The following is a 17,685-nucleotide window of genomic DNA, read 5'->3' on the forward strand; positions in this document are numbered from 1 at the left end:
AATAAATATTAAAGTACTTCAGGCGCAAGAGATACAATTTTCATAAATTGTTTATCCCTAAGTTCTCTAGCAACTGGTCCAAAAACCCTTGTTCCTCTCATTTCCCCTGTTGGGTTAAGAAGTACACATGCGTTATCATCAAACCTGATGTAAGAACCATCTGGCCTCCTTACTTCCTTTTTTGTTCTAACGACAACTGCAGTTGATACAGCTCCTTTTTTAATGGCTCCATTAGGAGTAGCTTCTTTTACTGTAACTACTATTTTATCACCAATAGATGCGTATCTTCTTTTTGTACCTCCAAGCACACGGATAGTTAAAACTTCCTTTGCACCTGTATTGTCCGCTACCTTTAATCTAGATTCTTGCTGTAACATAATTATTTAGCTCTTTCCAGGATTTCAACCAATCTCCAACATTTAGTCCTACTCAATGGTCTTGTTTCCATAATTTTAACGGTATCACCTTCGTTGCAATCATTCTTTTCATCGTGAGCAACGTATTTCTTTGTTTTTAAAACGAACTTACCATACATAGGATGTTTAACTCGTTTTACTTCGGAAACCACAATTGATTTCTCCATTTTGTTGCTGGTGACAACGCCTATTCTTTCTTTTCTTAAATTTCTATTTTCCATAAGGCAGAATCAATTATTGTAATTCCCTTTTTGTTAATTCTGTTGCCAATCTTGCCACAGTTCTTCTTACTTTTCTTACTTGAAGAGGATTCTCCAATGGTGTAACTGAATGGGCAATCTTCAAATCCGCATGTTGCTTCTTAAATTCAGCTAATTTACTTTTAAGCTCCTCAATCGATAATTCTTTTACTTCTGTCTGTTTCATAATTTTAAAACCTTAAAAATTAAGCCGAATAATCTCTTGCAACAATAAACTTAGTTTTCACTGGTAATTTTTGTGCAGCCAAACGCAATGCTTCTTTAGCCACATCCATTGGCACACCAGCAACCTCAAACATAATTCTTCCCGGCTTAACAACGGCCACAAAATATTCTGGAGCACCCTTACCTTTACCCATACGCACCTCAAGAGGTTTCTTTGTAATGGGCTTGTCCGGGAAAATTTTAATCCACATTTGTCCTTGCCTTTTCATATATCTGGTAGCAGCAATACGAGCTGCTTCTATTTGACGAGCAGTAATGAAGTGCGAATCCAATGATTTTATACCGAACATACCATTGGAAAGTTGGTGTCCTCTCTGGGAATTACCCTTCATACGTCCCTTCTGGGCTTTACGAAATTTTGTTCTTTTCGGCTGTAACATTTTTCTCTACTTTAACAAATTACTTTCTACGACGTGGTTTTCTACCTCCATCTTGTTTTCCACCACCTTTTCCTTGACCTTTAGTCATTCCAACTAATGGGGAAAGCTCTCTCTTACCATAAACCTCGCCTTTCATGATCCACACTTTAATTCCTAATCTACCATAAGTGGTATGAGCCTCATGCAACGCATAATCTATATCCGCTCTAAAAGTTGACAATGGAATTCTACCATCTTTATAAGACTCAGAGCGCGCCATTTCAGCACCGTTCAAACGCCCAGAAATTTGAATTTTAATTCCTTCAGCATTCATTCTCATTGCTGCTGCGATAGCCATTTTAATAGCACGTCTAAAAGAAATTCTACTCTCTATTTGACGGGCAACACTAGCCGCTACAAGATTAGCATCCAACTCTGGCCTCTTAATTTCAAAGATGTTGATTTGAACTTCTTTATCGGTTATCTTTTTAAGCTCCTCTTTTAACTTATCCACCTCTTGACCACCTTTACCAATAATAATACCTGGTCTTGCAGTGGTAATTGTGATAGTTATAAGCTTTAAGGTACGCTCAATAATTACTCTAGAAACACTGGCCTTAGCCAAACGAGCATGAACATATTTTCTTATCTTATCATCTTCAGCCAATTTATCACCATAGTCATTTCCTCCATACCAGTTGGATTCCCACCCTCTGATAATACCTAGACGATTGCCGATTGGATTTGTTTTCTGTCCCATACTATTGCTCTAGCTTTCGATGTTATTGTTAGATCCCAAAACCAATGTAACATGGTTGGAACGTTTTCTTATTCTATGTGCTCTACCTTGAGGAGCTGGTCTTAGTCTTTTCAACATACTACCGCTATCTACCATTATCTCCTTTACAAAAAGATCTGCATCTTCTATATTAGCCTCCTCATTTTTAGACTGCCAGTTAGCTATTGCGGAAAGCAATAATTTCTCCAGTCTACGAGAAGCTTCTTTAGGACTAAACTTTAAAATAGCCAACGCTTTTTCAATTTGCTCTCCTCTTACTTGATCTGCAACCAAACGCATTTTTCTTGGTGAGGTTGGGCAGTTATTCAACTTAGCAAAAGCAATTTGCTTCTTTTCAGCCTTAATCTTTTCGGCCATCTGTCTTTTTCGAACTCCCATAGCTTACTTTTTACCTTTGTTTTTTGCACCAGCATGACCTCTAAAAGATCTGGTTGGTGAAAACTCACCCAATTTGTGACCTACCATATTTTCAGTTACATACACAGGAACAAACTGTCTTCCATTATGAACTGCAATTGTAAGCCCTACAAAATCTGGAGTTATCATTGATGCTCTAGACCATGTTTTGATGACAGTTTTCTTTCCAGACTCAACATTTTGCTGAATTTTTTTATCTAAACTGTGATGAACAAAAGGTCCTTTTTTTAGTGAACGTGCCATTTCTTTCTACTTTTTATTTCTTTCTACGTTCTATTATATATCTATTAGTGCTCTTAGTCTTAGAACGAGTTCTAAAGCCTTTAGCAGGTATACCATTTTTAGATCTTGGATGACCACCAGAAGCTCTACCTTCTCCACCACCCATTGGGTGATCAACAGGGTTCATAGCTACCGGCCTAGTTCTTGGCCTTCTACCCAACCATCTACTTCTACCAGCTTTACCAGACACCAATAACTGATGATCAGAATTAGAAACTGCACCAATGGTAGCCAAACAGTTCACCAAAACCAACCTGGTCTCACCAGAAGGTAATTTTACCGTGGCAAATTTTCCTTCCCTAGCCATTAACTGAGCAAATGTACCAGCACTTCTTGCCATAACAGCTCCTTGACCTGGACGCAATTCTATACAGGATATAATTGTCCCTAAAGGAATGTTAGATAATGGAAGTGCATTTCCTATTTCCGGCGCTGCATTTTCCCCAGAAGATACTTTTTGCCCAACCTGCAATCCATTTTGCGCAACAACATACCTCTTTTCACCATCGGCATATTCTACCATAGCAATGAAAGCTGTTCTATTTGGATCGTATTGTATAGATTTAACTTCGGCAGCAACATCTTGCTTCTCACGTTTAAAATCAACAATACGATACCTTCTTTTATGACCTCCACCTCTATGGCGCATGGTCATTTTTCCTTGACTGTTTCTACCTCCGGACTTTTTTAACGGAGCAAGCAAGCTTTTCTCCGGCTTATCAGTAGTAACCGAGTCAAATCCGTTTACTACTCTAAAACGCTGTCCAGGAGTGATTGGTTTTAATTTTCTAACTGACATTTTTTGTCTTTATAGATTACTGTAAAAATCAATAATATCTCCTTCTGCCACATCCACAATTGCCTTTTTAATAGCATTTGTCTTCCCATGTTGCACACCTGTTTTAGTGTATCGGGATTTACGACTTGGCCCATAATTCATGGTACGAACTTTCTCAACAGAAACACCATAAGCAGCCTCTACCGCTTCTTTAATCTGAAGCTTGTTTGCTTTTGGATCCACCATGAAGCCATAACGATTATAAAGTTCGCTATCCGCTGTCATTTTTTCTGTAATAATTGGCTTTATCAACACACTCATGATTTACCTACTTTTTTAAGTTCGCTTCTATTCCTTCCAAAGACCCTTCTAAAAGCACAATATTATTTGCATTTAATATTTTGTAAGTACTTAATTCTGAGTTGTTTACAACTTCGGAACGCTTTAAATTGCGTGACGACAAATATACATTATTATTTGAATCGCCCAACACAAATAAAGATTTTTTGTTTTCCAATCCCAAAGACTTCAAAACCTGGATAAAATCCTGTGTTTTTGGAGCTTCAAAATTGAAGTCTTCAACCACCAAAACTGCCTTCTCTTTTGTCTTAATGCTCAAAGCTGATTTTCTAGCCAAGCGCTTCACATTTTTGTTAAGCTTTTGCGTATAATCTTTAGGTCTTGGGCCAAAGATTCTACCACCACCCCTAAAAACCGGAGATTTGATACTACCAGCACGAGCAGTACCCGTACCTTTTTGCTTTTTAATCTTTCTAGTACTCCCTACAATCTCAGCTCTTTCCTTCGACTTATGAGTACCTTGTCTCTGATGTGCCTGATACTGCTTTACGTCTAAATAAATAGCATGAGTATTTGGCTCTATTCCGAAAACATCGTCAGAAAGGTCTGCCTTTCTACCTGTTTCTTTTCCTTTAATATCTAAAACTGCTACTTTCATTACTTCTCAATAGTTATGTAAGCGTTTTTATGACCAGGAACACAACCTTTAACAACTAGAAGGTTCTTTTCTGGAACTACTTTTAAAACTCTTAGGTTTTGAACAGATACACGTTCACCGCCCATTCTACCGGCCATCCTCATACCTTTGAATACTCTCGCAGGATAAGATGCGGCACCAATGGAACCTGGAGCTCTTAATCTATTGTGCTGACCGTGCGTTGACTGTCCTACACCTCCAAAGCCATGTCTTTTAACAACACCTTGAAAACCTTTTCCTTTAGATGTTCCAACAACATCTACAAATTCTCCTTCTACAAAAAGATCAACCCCTATGGAATCACCTAATTTGTATTCACCTTCAAAACCTTGGAATTCTACGACTTTCTTTTTAGGAGAAGTACCTGCCTTTTTAAAATGACCCGATTCGGGTTTATTAGCACGTTTTTCTGCCTTGTCATCGAAACCAAGTTGAAGGGCACTGTACCCGTCTACCTCTTCGGTTCTGACTTGGGTAACTACGCATGGTCCAGCTTCGATTACTGTACATGGGACATTTTTCCCATTTTCATCGAAAATGCTGGTCATACCTACTTTTTTTCCTATTAACCCAGACATATTTATATTTATTAATTACTAAAACTTTTTTCTAAATTGTCAATTTTTAGACAAAAAAACAGGGCCAAAAATAATTCGACCCCGAATATATTTTTTTTCCATTTTTCCTTTGCGAAACGCTCCGGACATGTATTTGAAGGCTAAGCCCTCAACATTAAAGCACTACACCTTAATCTCTACTTCTACTCCACTTGGCAATTCAAGCTTCATTAAAGCATCGATTGTTTTAGATGAAGAGCTATATATATCCAATAATCTCTTATACGAACTTAACTGGAATTGCTCTCTAGACTTTTTATTTACGTGCGGTGAACGCAATACTGTAAATATCTTTTTGTGTGTTGGTAAAGGAATTGGACCCGTAACCACCGCACCAGTAGTCTTTACTGTCTTTACAATCTTCTCAGCGGATTTATCCACCAAATTGTGATCGTATGATTTTAGTTTTATTCTAATTTTTTGACTCATCTTACTAATTAGTTTAAGCGGTTACACCTTTAGCTGCCTTAATAACTTCTTCCGCAATATTGGAAGGAGTTTCAGCATAATGTGAAAATTCCATTGTAGAAGTTGCCCTACCTGAAGACAACGTTCTTAATGATGTAACATAACCGAACATTTCTGAAAGCGGCACTTCACCTTTAACAACTTTGGCTCCAGCTCTATCTGACATATCGTTAACTTGACCTCTTCTTCGGTTCAAATCACCTACAATATCACCCATGTTTTCTTCTGGTGTTATAACCTCCAATTTCATGATAGGCTCCATAAGTACAGCACGTGCTGCTTTAGCCGCCGCCTTGTATCCCATTTTGGCAGCCAATTCAAAAGACAATGAATCAGAATCCACCGCATGGAAAGAACCATCCTTTAAGGTAATCTTCATACTATCCATTTCAAATCCAGCCAAAGGACCATTTTTCATAGCCTCTTTAAACCCTTTTTCCACAGAAGGAATATATTCTTTAGGGATATTACCCCCTTTAATTATATTCACAAACTCCAACCCAGACTTACCTTCCTCTGCAGGTTCCATAGTAAATACGATGTCAGCAAATTTACCACGACCACCAGATTGCTTCTTATAAGTCTCCCTATGATTAGCAGTTGCTGTAAGAGCTTCTTTATATTCAACCTGAGGTTGACCTTGGTTTACCTCCACCTTAAACTCACGTCTTAATCGGTCAACAATTATATCCAAGTGAAGCTCACCCATACCAGAGATAATAGTCTGGCCAGACGCCTCATCCGTTTTAACCTGAAAAGTAGGATCTTCTTCAGCCAATTTAGCCAAAGACATACCTAATTTATCCACATCTGCCTTTGTTTTTGGCTCAACTGCAATACCTATTACTGGATCAGGAAAATCCATAGACTCCAGAACAATTGGATGTTTTTCATCAGACATGGTATCTCCAGTCTTAATATCTTTAAACCCAACTGCTGCACCAATATCACCTGCCTCAATATAATCAATAGCATTTTGTTTATTGGAGTGCATTTGATAGATACGAGAAATACGTTCTTTTTTACCAGATCTGTTATTCAATATATATGACCCAGCATCCAACCTACCAGAATATGCACGGAAAAATGCCAAGCGACCAACAAAAGGATCCGTGGCAATCTTAAATGCCAAAGCAGCAAATGGCTCTTTTACATCTGGTTTTCTTGAAATTTCCTCCTCTGTATCAGGATTAATCCCAACAATTGCATCCTTATCAGTCGGAGAAGGTAAATATCTACAAACAGCATCCAATAAAAATTGAACACCTTTATTCTTAAATGAGGAACCACATATCATTGGTATGATACTCATATCCATAACAGCAGCCCTTAGTGCAGCATGCACTTCATCTTCTGTTATAGAATCTTCATCCTCAAAGAATTTTTCCATCAAGTTTTCATCGTACTCCGCCACAGCTTCAATTAAAGCAGCCCTGTACTCCTTAACTTCATCCTTCATTTCCTCTGGAATATCAACCACATCAAAAGTTGCCCCAAAATTATCATCGTGCCAAACAATGGCTCTATTCTTAACTAAATCTACAATACCTTTAAAATCAGCTTCATCACCAATAGGCAAAACAATTGGCACCGCATTAGACCCCAACATTTCCTTAACCTGCTTATTTACCATAAGAAAGTTAGCTCCCTGTCTATCCATTTTGTTAACAAACCCAATTCTTGGCACTTTGTAGTTATCGGCCAATCTCCAGTTAGTTTCAGATTGAGGCTCAACACCATCAACCGCACTAAATAAGAAAACCAATCCATCAAGAACTCTTAAAGAACGGTTCACCTCGACTGTAAAATCAACGTGACCGGGAGTATCAATAATATTAAAATGGTATCCTTTAGTTTCTGGAGTAGGCAGTGCATTTTTTAAAGGAAATTGCCATGTACAAGTTGTAGCAGCAGAAGTAATAGTAATACCACGCTCCTGTTCTTGCTCCATCCAGTCCATTGTTGCAGCACCATCATGCACCTCCCCAATTTTATGACTCACTCCTGTATAAAAAAGTATACGCTCTGTTGTTGTTGTCTTACCAGCATCAATATGCGCAGCAATACCTATATTTCTTGTGTACTTTAAATCTCTTCCCATTTCTATATCTGATTAAAATCTAAAGTGAGAGAATGCTTTATTTGCTTCGGCCATTTTGTGGGTATCCACTCTTTTCTTAACTGCAGCGCCTTCTTCTTTGGAAGCAGCCAATATTTCTGAAGCTAATTTTTGCGCCATAGACTTTTCATTTCTCTTTCTTGAAAAACTGATAAGCCATTTCATAGCAGTAGATATTTTTCTATCTGGTCTAATCTGCATTGGAATTTGAAATGTAGCTCCACCCACTCTTCTACTTCTTACTTCCACATGGGGCATTACATTCGACAATGCATCTTTCCATATTTCCAAAGCTGTTTTCTCGTCATCGGTCTTTTTCTCCTCAACAATATCTATTGCATCGTAGAATACTTTAAAAGCGATCGATTTCTTTCCATCCCACATCATCATGTTCACAAAACGAGTTACCAGCTGATCATTAAATCTTGGATCTGGTAAAAGCGGTCTTTTTTTCGCTTGTTTTTTTCTCATGTCTTCTCTTTAAAAGTTTTAATTACTTTTTAGGTCGTTTTGCTCCGTACTTAGATCTTCGCTGAGTTCTGCCTGCAACACCTGCTGTGTCCAAAGCCCCTCTAACAATATGATATCGCACTCCTGGCAAATCTTTTACCCTTCCGCCTCTTACTAATACTATCGAGTGCTCTTGCAAATTGTGTCCTTCACCAGGTATGTAAGCGTTCACTTCTTTTCCATTAGTTAACCTAACCCTTGCAACTTTACGCATTGCTGAGTTTGGTTTCTTTGGAGTAGTTGTGTAAACACGCGTACAAACACCTCTTCTTTGAGGACACGAATCCAAAGCAGCCGATTTACTCTTCTTAGTAATTGTGGCCCTTCCTTTTCGTACTAATTGTGAAATTGTTGGCATACTATATATAAATGTATAAACTTACCCTCTTTTAAGGGCTGGCAAATGTAGTAATAATTCACAGTATTTCAAACACTAGGGGATTAATTTTTTACTTTTTTTTTAAGAATGGGAATACGACCCTGTTGAACATCAATTATTTTGCAAGATTCCCATAATTGCACAATGCCCAAAGTTTGGATTATCTTTACCTATATACAACTTAATATTATGTTTCAATTTAAAATTTTCCCCCAATTTTAAAATGTTAAAAAACATCTAAAATTTGAGGATTCTTTAATATAAATATGGAAAACTGCGCATATTCGATTTTTTAACAAAGGCTAATGGGAAAGTTATATTATTTTACATACTCTTAAAGTTTTATTAAAATTCGTTTGGAATATTAAGGTGAAATTATCACTTTTGCCGATAGCTAATTCAAATAATTTAAAAAATGAGAACAAAATCAAATGGAATCTTAACGCTGTTATTGGCGTTTATTGTGCATTTGTCTTTTGCACAAGAAAAAACGATTTCAGGTAACGTTACAGACCAAGACGGTCTTCCCTTGCCTGGAGTTAACATCGTTGTAGAGGGTACTACTACAGGTACTCAAACCGATTTTGACGGAAACTACGCCATAAGTGCTAGTGAAGGTCAAACCCTACTTTTTTCTTACATAGGACAAAAAGACATTAGAAGTGTAGTTGGGGCTAGTAGCACCATGAATGTCCAAATGGAAGAAGATGCCCAGGCTTTGGAAGAGGTTATTGTAACCGCCCAAGGTATTAAGCGTGAAAAGAAAGCCTTAGGGTATGCAGTATCTTCTGTTGGTGAAGAAGACCTGGAACAAAGAGCTGAAGGTGATATCGCCAGAGTCTTGTCCGGTAAAGCGTCTGGTGTAAATATTACTTCCGCAGGTGGTATGTCTGGTTCTGGTACCAATGTGGTAATCAGGGGTCTAAGTTCATTTAGTGGCAGTAACCAAGCTTTGTTTGTCGTAGATGGTGTGCCTTTTAGTAGTGATACCAATGCAGAATCCCAGAGTGGAAATGCTTCCAGCTTCTTGGATGGAAATACTGGTTCTTCACGTTTCTTGGATTTAGATCCAAACAATATTGCCAATGTAGAGGTGCTTAAAGGTTTGGCAGCTGCTACCTTATATGGTACGCAAGGTAAAAATGGTGTTATTTTAATCACTACGAAAGCTGCAGCAGGTACTGGTGGAGCTAAAAAGAGTGAAATTACCGTTAACCAATCATACTTTGTCAATGCTTTTGCATCAATGCCAGACTACCAAAATCAATATGGTAACGGTTTTGACCAATCATTTGGTTGGTTCTTTAGTAACTGGGGTCCCAGTTTTGATCGTGGTGGAGTTTCTGGATGGGGCAATCAAGCTGCCATTGATGACCAAGGAACTTTGGAACACCCATATTCCACAACTGCCGTGGCAGCAACACGAGATGCTTTTCCTGAATTGCAAGGTGCCAGATATGATTGGAAGCCATACAATTCAGTTGGAGACTTTTTTAGACCAGCAGGTATCAGCAATACATCCGTAAACATCAATGGAGGTACTGCCGATGGAAATACTTCTTACAATGTAAACTTTGGTTACTTGGATGAGGATAGTTTTGTTCCGGGCAACTCATTAAACAGAGCCACTGTTTCTGTTGGTGGTCGTTCTCGACTATCTAATAAGTTTACAGTTGCCGCAACTATGAACTATGCGAGAACCGATTACAGAACACCACCTATTGCAGCAAGTAGAGGTAACGGAACCTTAGGGCTTTCTCTTTTTGCAAACGTATTCTTTACGCCTCGTAGTGTTGATTTAATGGGACTTCCTTTTGAAAATCCTATCGATAAGTCCAGTGTATATTATAGAAATGGAAATGACATTATCAACCCTAGATGGATTGAAAAAAATGTTAAAAATTCGCAGTTGACCAACAGGTTCTTTTGGAATGCATCCATGACATATGAATTAAACGACAACATAGACCTTACCTACCGTGCAGGTATGGACTTTTATAATGAAAGAAACGTTCAGTATTCCAATAAAGGTGGTGTAAACTTTAATGCCGCAATTTTTGGTTTCTTGAATACTTATGATAATACCAATACAATATGGGATCATTATTTAGCCTTGAATGGTAATTATGACCTATCAGAAAAATTGGGAATGTCCTTTAATGTTGGTGCTACAACAAGGTCAACAACTTTTGACCAACAAGGTGTGGCAAGTACAGGACAAATAGTTTATGGTGTTGCAAGACACTTTAACTATTCCAATCAATCACCTATTCAATATACGGAGAGAAGAAATATTGCAGGTGTATTGGGTCAAGCAACCTTTGATTATGACAACATGTTGTTTTTAACAGCATCAACAAGAACTGACTGGGTATCTAACCTTATTACAGAGAATAACAGTAAGACCTATCCAAGTGCTAGTTTGTCATTTTTGCCAACTACCGCTTTCCGTGGATTGCAATCACAGAATGGACTTAATTTCTTAAAATTGAGAGCAGGTGTAGGACAATCAGCTACATTCCCATCGGCATACCCAACTGTTAGTATTGTTGAACAAAGCACGCAGGTGAACGGAGAAGGTGGTGAGGTTACAACGAACCAAGTTGCTGGATTTAAAGCAAATCCAAACTTAAAGCCAGAATTGTTATCAGAATTTGAAGTTGGGTTTGAATCTAGGTTCTTGGACAATAGAGTTTCTCTTGACTTTACCTATTTTGACCGTACAACCAAGGATTTGATTGTTCGTGAACCCCTTTCACCATCCACAGGTTTTACATTTACGCAAAGTAATGTAGGTAAAATTGAAGGAGATGGTATTGAAGTTGATGCAGCTATTGATTGGTTTAGAAGCAATGAATCGGATGGCTTTAATTGGAACACTAGGGTTAATTTCTCTACATACAATCCTGTTGTGACTGAGCAAGAGCAAGATATCATTATCTATGCAGGAAGTACAGCACTTTTTGTTGGTGGTAACGCTGCAATAGAAGGCAAGCCACTAGGTTCAATTGTAGGTACTGCGTTCCAAAGAGATGAAGCAGGCAATCTATTAATAAATGATGCTGGTAACTATATAAGTACTGAGCAAGATATAGATGGAAATGTACCAGTTATTGGTGATCCAAATCCTGACTATACGATGAACTTAATTAATAGCATTTCATATAAAAACTGGAATTTAGGCTTTCAATTCAACCACATAAAAGGAGGGGATATTATGTCTAGTACAATTGCTACACTTCTAGGAAGAGGTTTGATCGTAGAAACTCAGGATAGGGAAAATACTTTTATCCTTCCAGGTGTTAGACAAAGTACTGGTGAGCCTAATAACATTCAGTTGAACAACTCTACGTACTTCTTCAGCAACTTATTGTTTGGTCCTGCTGAGGCAAAAATATATGATGCATCCGTAGTTCGTTTACAGGAAGTTTCTTTGGCATATTCTTTCCCATCTAAATTTTTGGACAAGACGCCTTTTGGTTCATTGACATTTACCTTACAAGGTAACAACCTATGGTATAACGCTTACAATACGCCTGATGGAGCTAATTTTGATCCTAACGTTCAAGGTGTAGGTGTAGGAAATAGCCAAGGATTTGATTTCCTTAATGGACCTAGTTCAAAAAGATATGGTTTAAGTGTTAAGGCTACATTTTAAGATAAATAAATAATTGCATAGATATTATGAAAAAAATAGTAAAATATTTAACAGTTGTTTTTTTAGTGGGTGGTTTTTTCAACTCATGCGAAACAACGGACTTGGACTTACTTGTTAGTCCAAACGACCTTGCTTCTGATCAAGCAGATCCTAACTTGTTATTGAATTCAATACAATTGGCTTATTCAACCAATATGTCAGTAATAAGTGATAGAGGAGCAGAGTTGACTCGTATAGATTATATGAACGGTAGGGATTATTTCAACAATTATGCGGGTACAACATTCAATACCATATGGTCAAGAACCTATAGTAGTGGATTAAATGGTAATGGTGATGGCAATGTTAACGTAGGTATGTTTACCAATGTTGAAAACCTAAAACAAATCGATGCTGTTACCGATGTGGATTACTCTTTTCATATTGGTGTTGGGCAAACTTTAAAGGCACATATGCTCTTATTGTTAGTGGATTATTTAGGTGAAGCAGCATTGACCCAAGCAGGAAATCCATCTGAGTTCCCTGCACCTTTATTAGATGATGGGGCAACGGTATATGCTGGTGCATTGGCATTGTTGGATGAAGCGCAAAGTTTGCTTGCTTCAGGACCTTCAACAAATGGCGCCGCTGATTTCTTCTATGGAGGTGACACTTCTAAATGGATCAAATTAATCAATACCATTCGCTTAAAGGCCTATGTAACGACAGGAAACACCGCTGCATTCAACAATATTATTTCCGGTGGAAACTACATAGCAGATAGTGCTGATGATTTTCAATGGCAGTATGGAACTAGAGAATTATCTCCAGATACCAGACATCCAGATTATGCCACTGATTATACAACAAGTGGTGCCAATATATACCAGTCAAACTGGTTAATGGAGCAAATGTTGCTTAATGGCGATCCTAGAATTAGATATTATTTCTACAGACAGGAAGATGCCACTCCAGGCGCAGATGCCGCTCCAGACGAGGAATTATTGGCTTGTTCTTTAGTAGTTCCTCCACAGCATTATATAGATGGTGGTTTTACATACTGTAGTGTTACCAACGGTTACTGGGGTAGATCTCACGGAAATGATGAAGGTACTCCTCCAGATGGTTTCCAAAGAACAGCTAACGGTGTTTATCCTGCAGGTGGACGTTTTGATGATGACAGCTTTGATGTAGTTGGTCTTGGACTTGGTGGTGGTGGTGCTGGTATAGAGCCTATCCTATTGGCTTCCTATGTAGACTTTTGGGAAGCGGAAGTAGCTATGGCAACCGGAGCAGCTGATGCAGTAGTAAGCGGTCACATGGAAGATGGTTTGGTTAAATCAATAGCCAAAGTTCAAAGTTTTGGTGACTTGGATGGTTCAGCAGATTTATCAGTTGGAGCAACTGCAACAGAGGTAACAGCATTCATTGATGCGCAAGTTGCTGCATTTACATCATCAACTGGTGATGATAAAATGAATGTTCTAGCCGAGCAATACTTTGTAACATTATTTGGTGGTGCAACGGAAGCCTATAATTTTTATAGAAGAACAGGGTTCCCAACGACTTTAATGCCAAACTGGGAGCCTAATCCAGGAGCATTTCCAAGAACATTTTTGTATCCACAAAATGAGGTTATCACTAACCCAAATTTGGATCAAAAAACGGATTTGACACAGCAAGTATTTTGGGATACCAATCCTTCAAGTCCTACTTTTCCAGTAGCTAACTAAAAAAGTAAGATGATGAAAAGTATTAATAATAAACTTATTCTAACAATGCTTGCCTTTGTTACCATGCTATTTAATGCATGTGATGAGGGGGATGCAGTAGTAGATGATGTGGTTGCCAATACAACAAGAGGAGCCATATTGAGGACGGTAAACTTAATTTCCAATGAATTACCTATTGGAGTTGCAGATGCCGAATTTTCAGTTGAGCTTGAGGTTCAAGATGAAGAAAACGGTGCATTAGTTGACAATATCGAAGTTTACTTAGGGTTCAGGGATAATTCAGATGATGGAGGTCCTGATTTGGATAAAGATGAAATACTGGCAACAACATTGCCTAGTTCAAGTTTTACCATTGGTGAATTTGATCTACCAAGAACATCTTATTCAATACCGTTGACCGATATGCTGTCCTCTTTGGGATTAAGTGATACCGATATCGATGGTGGAGATCAATTTACCGTAAGATTTGAATTGGTACTGACTGATGGTAGAAGGTTTTCTTTTGCTGACAATTCTGGTACCTTAACAGGTTCTTTCTTCAGCTCACCATTTTTATACACTCCAACAGTGGTTTGTTTGGTTCCTGAAGATAAATTTGTTGGGACCTACATCTTAAGCAATGTTACCGGTGGACCCTTTGGAACCACTTGGGGCCAAGGTACAGAAGTTACTTTGTCTGTTGGTGAAGTAAGTACACAGAGAGTTTTCTCTGCCACTTATTTACCACAATTTGCAATTGGAAATGGCCCTGCTGAGTTCGTAATGGATTTAGTTTGTGGTGAAATCATTATACCAACAGGGCAAAGTAGTGGATTACAGTGTGTTGCTGGCATTAGCTTTGGACCTCCAAAAGGTGAGCCCAATGGCACATATGATGTAGCTATCACTGATGATAGTGTTTTAACATTTGCTTTCTTTGAAGATGAAGCCGATGATTGTGGAGGCGGTGCAAATGTTATTGCCGAATTAGTTAAACAATAAGAAGGTTATTATAAACCACCCGTTAAACGGGTGGTTTAAATACATTTCATTGAACTTTAATGCAGTTTAACATTACAATAACTTCTTATATAAAATATGATTAACATGAAATTAAATTTTAAATCTTATTTAATTATTCCTGTAATGCTTTTGTTAGCTTCAACTAGCTGTGATGAAGGTGATGCAATTGTGGACGATGTTGTGGACAATACAACAAGAGGTGCTATTTTAAGAACAGTAAATGTTGTTTCCAATGAATTGCCTATTGGGGAGGCAGATGGATTTTTTGGAGTTGACTTAGAGGTACAAGATTCTGAAAATGGAGCGCTGGTTCAATCTATTGATGTATTCGCCAATTTTCAAGATAACACGCCGGACAATGGTGTTGGCGCAACCACTCCTGAATCTTTTGTTGAGAATATTGCCAGTTCAACATTTACTATTGGCGAATTTGATTTACCTAGATTCACCTATCAAATAACCTTACCAGAACTTTTGGCTATCACCGGTGTTTCTGAAAGTGATATTGATGGTGGTGATGAGTTTCGAGTTCGTTTCGAATTAGTTCTTTCTGATGGTAGAAGATTTTCTTTTGCTGATAATTCTGGTACTTTAACGGGTTCTTTCTTTAGTTCTCCTTTCTTGTACGGGGCGACTATTGTTTGCCCTCCTTCTCCTCCAGCAGCTGGTGATTGGATTTTTGACATGACTGATGCCTATGGCGATGGATGGAATGGAGCTTCATTGACGGTAACCTTGGATGGTGAGGAAATGGAATTCCTCGTAGATGGATCAGAAGGTGGTGCTTCTTTAGAAACGCTTACAGTACCGACTGATGCTGAGGTAATCTCTATTAGATTTACTTCTGGTAATTGGGATGGGGAAATAGGCTATACTATTACTTCTGCCAATGGCAATGTAATACTTACACAAGAGGCCTATGCGGATACTACTCCCACTCCTGGGGTGGAACTCATAAATTATTGCGTAAAGAACTATTAATAGTTTATAGATTTTTTAAAAAAAGGGCCCAATTTAAATTTGGGCCTTTTTTATATAATAATCTTTGCAACCCGTGGGCTTTCAAGAATTACATATCATAGTCCTCATATGACTGAATAAAGAAATCCAGGTTGGTTCCTTAAACAACCTAATACCATCTAGCCCCAATTCCTTTATAATACCCAAAATACAATGTTAAATTTGTTTAATATTTTGAAAAAAAAAAGTATTTATAGACATTAGTAATTTTATTAAAAAAAGACATTGGATTATTAGAATAATAGTCCATTACTCAAATAACTAATGGGAATTCCAAAAAAATAATCAATGAAAAATAAATTAAGTTGGGCCATTTCTTTGATGACAATATTATGGACATTAACAATATTCTTGTCCTCTTGTACAAGTGACAATGTGGTTGCGGAGGAGACTCAAGTAATCATTGATGAATTAGTTCCAGAAGAAACTGAAGAAGAGCCTGAAATTGAAGAGACACCTGATTTTACTCCCGAAGGAATAGTTGAGGTATTTAATGCCGAAAAAATAGATGACAATTACATACTAGTCAATGATGCAGGAGGAAACCGCGTTTATCTTATGGATAAAGAAGCCCGTTTACTGCATGAATGGAGTTTAACAAATAACATTGGCAATGATGTATTATTATTACCAAATGGAAATTTATTAGCATCCCTAGAATCCGATGACCCCACAATTAAATTAGGAGGAAAAGGTGGAAGACTTCAAATAGTATCACCAGATGAAACTGTTGAATGGGATTTTATTTATTCTACGTTGGAGGGAGAAACCCATCATGATGTTGAGTTGTTGCCCAACGGTAATATAATTGCCATGGTTTGGCAGAGAGTATCTGCTGCAGAGGCTGCCCAGGCTGGATTTATGTTGGATGAAGATATATTTCCCGAATCAATAATAGAGATAAACCCAACTACAAGTGAAATAGTATGGGAATGGCATTCATGGGATCATCTAATCCAAGATTATGACAATACCAAAGAAAATTATGGCCAAGTTGTAGACCATCCTGAGCTAATAGACATTAATTACCTTCCTATATCTGGGACCCTATCAGATGTTAAAGGAGATATTATGCATGCCAATGCAATCGCCTATGACGAAGAAAATGATGTTATGTTGTTAAGTGTAAACTTTTATTCAGAAGTATGGGTAATAGACCACAGTACAACAACACAAGAAGCTTCTTCCAATACTGGTGGAAATTATGGTAAAGGAGGAGATTTAATATATCGTTTTGGAAATCCTGAAACCTATAGGAACACTCAAGGAAACCGTATATTCCATAATAATCATTTTCCCAACTTACTCAAAGGTGATAATCAAGGGAAATTACTTATTTTTTCCAATGGAAATGGTCTAAATCAATCAACCGTTTACGAGCTAGAGCTTCCAGAGGTATATGATTTAAAGCCCAATACTAATAATGAACTGAAAGTGACATGGAGTTTTACTGATCCCGATCTCTATTCTCCTAAAGTCTCGGGCGCGGTAGAGCTTCCCAACGGTAATATTCTAATAACCGAAGGAGATTTTGGATTTTGGGAAGTAACACGCGATAAGGAAGTGGTTTGGAAGTGTAATTCTCAAGGCTTTTTCTGGAGAGGATATCATCATAGTAAGGATTCTCCTGAGATAAAAACATTAGGGCTTTAATCCTAATATTTGAT

At 37.9% G+C, this 17,685-nt stretch carries 20 protein-coding genes; 5 read left to right on the forward strand and 15 right to left on the reverse strand.

Annotated elements, in window-relative coordinates; genetic code table 11:
* Positions 1–8 precede the first annotated feature (8 nt).
* The 15 genes from rplN to rpsL form a co-directional block, all read right to left on the reverse strand.
* Positions 9–377, reverse strand: coding sequence for a 50S ribosomal protein L14 (gene rplN / locus GGR42_RS15855; protein ID WP_167966124.1), 369 nt, complete (start codon positions 375–377; stop codon positions 9–11).
* 2 nt (positions 378–379) lie between these two features.
* A complete protein-coding gene (gene rpsQ, locus GGR42_RS15860; protein ID WP_167966126.1) occupies positions 380–637 on the reverse strand; it encodes a 30S ribosomal protein S17 in 258 nt (85 codons plus the stop codon).
* A gap of 13 nt (positions 638–650) precedes the next feature.
* Positions 651–842 (reverse strand): 50S ribosomal protein L29, encoded by a 192-nt coding sequence (gene rpmC, locus GGR42_RS15865; protein WP_167966128.1) that lies wholly within the window; start codon positions 840–842, stop codon positions 651–653.
* A gap of 19 nt (positions 843–861) precedes the next feature.
* Complete coding sequence (gene rplP / locus GGR42_RS15870; RefSeq protein WP_167966130.1) at positions 862–1,281, reverse strand: 50S ribosomal protein L16; 420 nt, start codon at positions 1,279–1,281, stop codon at positions 862–864.
* A 19-nt stretch (positions 1,282–1,300) separates the two neighbouring features.
* A complete protein-coding gene (gene rpsC, locus GGR42_RS15875) occupies positions 1,301–2,020 on the reverse strand; it encodes a 30S ribosomal protein S3 (protein ID WP_167966132.1) in 720 nt (239 codons plus the stop codon).
* 9 nt (positions 2,021–2,029) lie between these two features.
* A complete protein-coding gene (rplV, locus tag GGR42_RS15880) occupies positions 2,030–2,437 on the reverse strand; it encodes a 50S ribosomal protein L22 (RefSeq protein ID WP_167966145.1) in 408 nt (135 codons plus the stop codon).
* Between the two features lie 3 nt (positions 2,438–2,440).
* Entirely contained in the window at positions 2,441–2,719 is a 279-nt protein-coding gene (rpsS, locus tag GGR42_RS15885) for a 30S ribosomal protein S19 (RefSeq protein WP_167966147.1), read from the reverse strand.
* A 13-nt stretch (positions 2,720–2,732) separates the two neighbouring features.
* Positions 2,733–3,557 (reverse strand): 50S ribosomal protein L2, encoded by an 825-nt coding sequence (rplB, locus tag GGR42_RS15890; protein ID WP_167966149.1) that lies wholly within the window; start codon positions 3,555–3,557, stop codon positions 2,733–2,735.
* A gap of 9 nt (positions 3,558–3,566) precedes the next feature.
* On the reverse strand, positions 3,567–3,857 hold the full coding sequence (gene rplW, locus GGR42_RS15895) for a 50S ribosomal protein L23 (RefSeq protein WP_167966151.1): 291 nt from the start codon (positions 3,855–3,857) through the stop codon (positions 3,567–3,569).
* Positions 3,858–3,864: 7 nt separating this feature from the next.
* Positions 3,865–4,494: a 50S ribosomal protein L4 gene (gene rplD, locus GGR42_RS15900; RefSeq protein WP_167966153.1), complete on the reverse strand. Its 630-nt coding sequence runs from the start codon at positions 4,492–4,494 to the stop codon at positions 3,865–3,867.
* A complete protein-coding gene (gene rplC, locus GGR42_RS15905) occupies positions 4,494–5,111 on the reverse strand; it encodes a 50S ribosomal protein L3 (RefSeq protein WP_167966155.1) in 618 nt (205 codons plus the stop codon). The genes rplD and rplC overlap by 1 nt, the downstream gene beginning before the upstream one ends.
* 162 nt (positions 5,112–5,273) lie before the next feature.
* On the reverse strand, positions 5,274–5,579 hold the full coding sequence (gene rpsJ / locus GGR42_RS15910) for a 30S ribosomal protein S10 (RefSeq protein WP_007094989.1): 306 nt from the start codon (positions 5,577–5,579) through the stop codon (positions 5,274–5,276).
* A 13-nt stretch (positions 5,580–5,592) separates the two neighbouring features.
* On the reverse strand, positions 5,593–7,719 hold the full coding sequence (gene fusA / locus GGR42_RS15915) for an elongation factor G (protein ID WP_167966157.1): 2,127 nt from the start codon (positions 7,717–7,719) through the stop codon (positions 5,593–5,595).
* A 12-nt stretch (positions 7,720–7,731) separates the two neighbouring features.
* Positions 7,732–8,208, reverse strand: a complete 477-nt coding sequence (gene rpsG, locus GGR42_RS15920) for a 30S ribosomal protein S7 (RefSeq protein WP_167966159.1) — start codon at positions 8,206–8,208, stop codon at positions 7,732–7,734.
* A 22-nt stretch (positions 8,209–8,230) separates the two neighbouring features.
* On the reverse strand, positions 8,231–8,605 hold the full coding sequence (rpsL, locus tag GGR42_RS15925) for a 30S ribosomal protein S12 (RefSeq protein WP_013305196.1): 375 nt from the start codon (positions 8,603–8,605) through the stop codon (positions 8,231–8,233).
* Positions 8,606–9,041: 436 nt separating this feature from the next.
* Here rpsL and GGR42_RS15930 point away from each other — a divergent pair, with 436 nt between their 5' ends.
* The 5 genes from GGR42_RS15930 to GGR42_RS15950 all read left to right on the forward strand — a co-directional run bounded on the left by GGR42_RS15930 (position 9,042) and on the right by GGR42_RS15950 (position 17,671).
* Positions 9,042–12,284: a SusC/RagA family TonB-linked outer membrane protein gene (locus GGR42_RS15930; RefSeq protein WP_167966161.1), complete on the forward strand. Its 3,243-nt coding sequence runs from the start codon at positions 9,042–9,044 to the stop codon at positions 12,282–12,284.
* Positions 12,285–12,310: 26 nt separating this feature from the next.
* The gene (locus GGR42_RS15935; RefSeq protein WP_167966163.1) at positions 12,311–13,996 is read left to right on the forward strand and encodes a SusD/RagB family nutrient-binding outer membrane lipoprotein; all 1,686 of its coding nucleotides are present in this window, start codon (positions 12,311–12,313) and stop codon (positions 13,994–13,996) included.
* A gap of 9 nt (positions 13,997–14,005) precedes the next feature.
* Positions 14,006–14,977, forward strand: a complete 972-nt coding sequence (locus GGR42_RS15940; protein WP_167966165.1) for a hypothetical protein — start codon at positions 14,006–14,008, stop codon at positions 14,975–14,977.
* A gap of 105 nt (positions 14,978–15,082) precedes the next feature.
* On the forward strand, positions 15,083–15,979 hold the full coding sequence (locus GGR42_RS15945; RefSeq protein ID WP_167966167.1) for a hypothetical protein: 897 nt from the start codon (positions 15,083–15,085) through the stop codon (positions 15,977–15,979).
* 327 nt (positions 15,980–16,306) lie between these two features.
* A complete protein-coding gene (locus GGR42_RS15950) occupies positions 16,307–17,671 on the forward strand; it encodes an aryl-sulfate sulfotransferase (protein ID WP_245201487.1) in 1,365 nt (454 codons plus the stop codon).
* Positions 17,672–17,685 lie beyond the last annotated feature (14 nt).

This window comes from Saonia flava (assembly GCF_011927795.1).
In the GTDB taxonomy this organism is placed as follows: domain Bacteria; phylum Bacteroidota; class Bacteroidia; order Flavobacteriales; family Flavobacteriaceae; genus Saonia; species Saonia flava.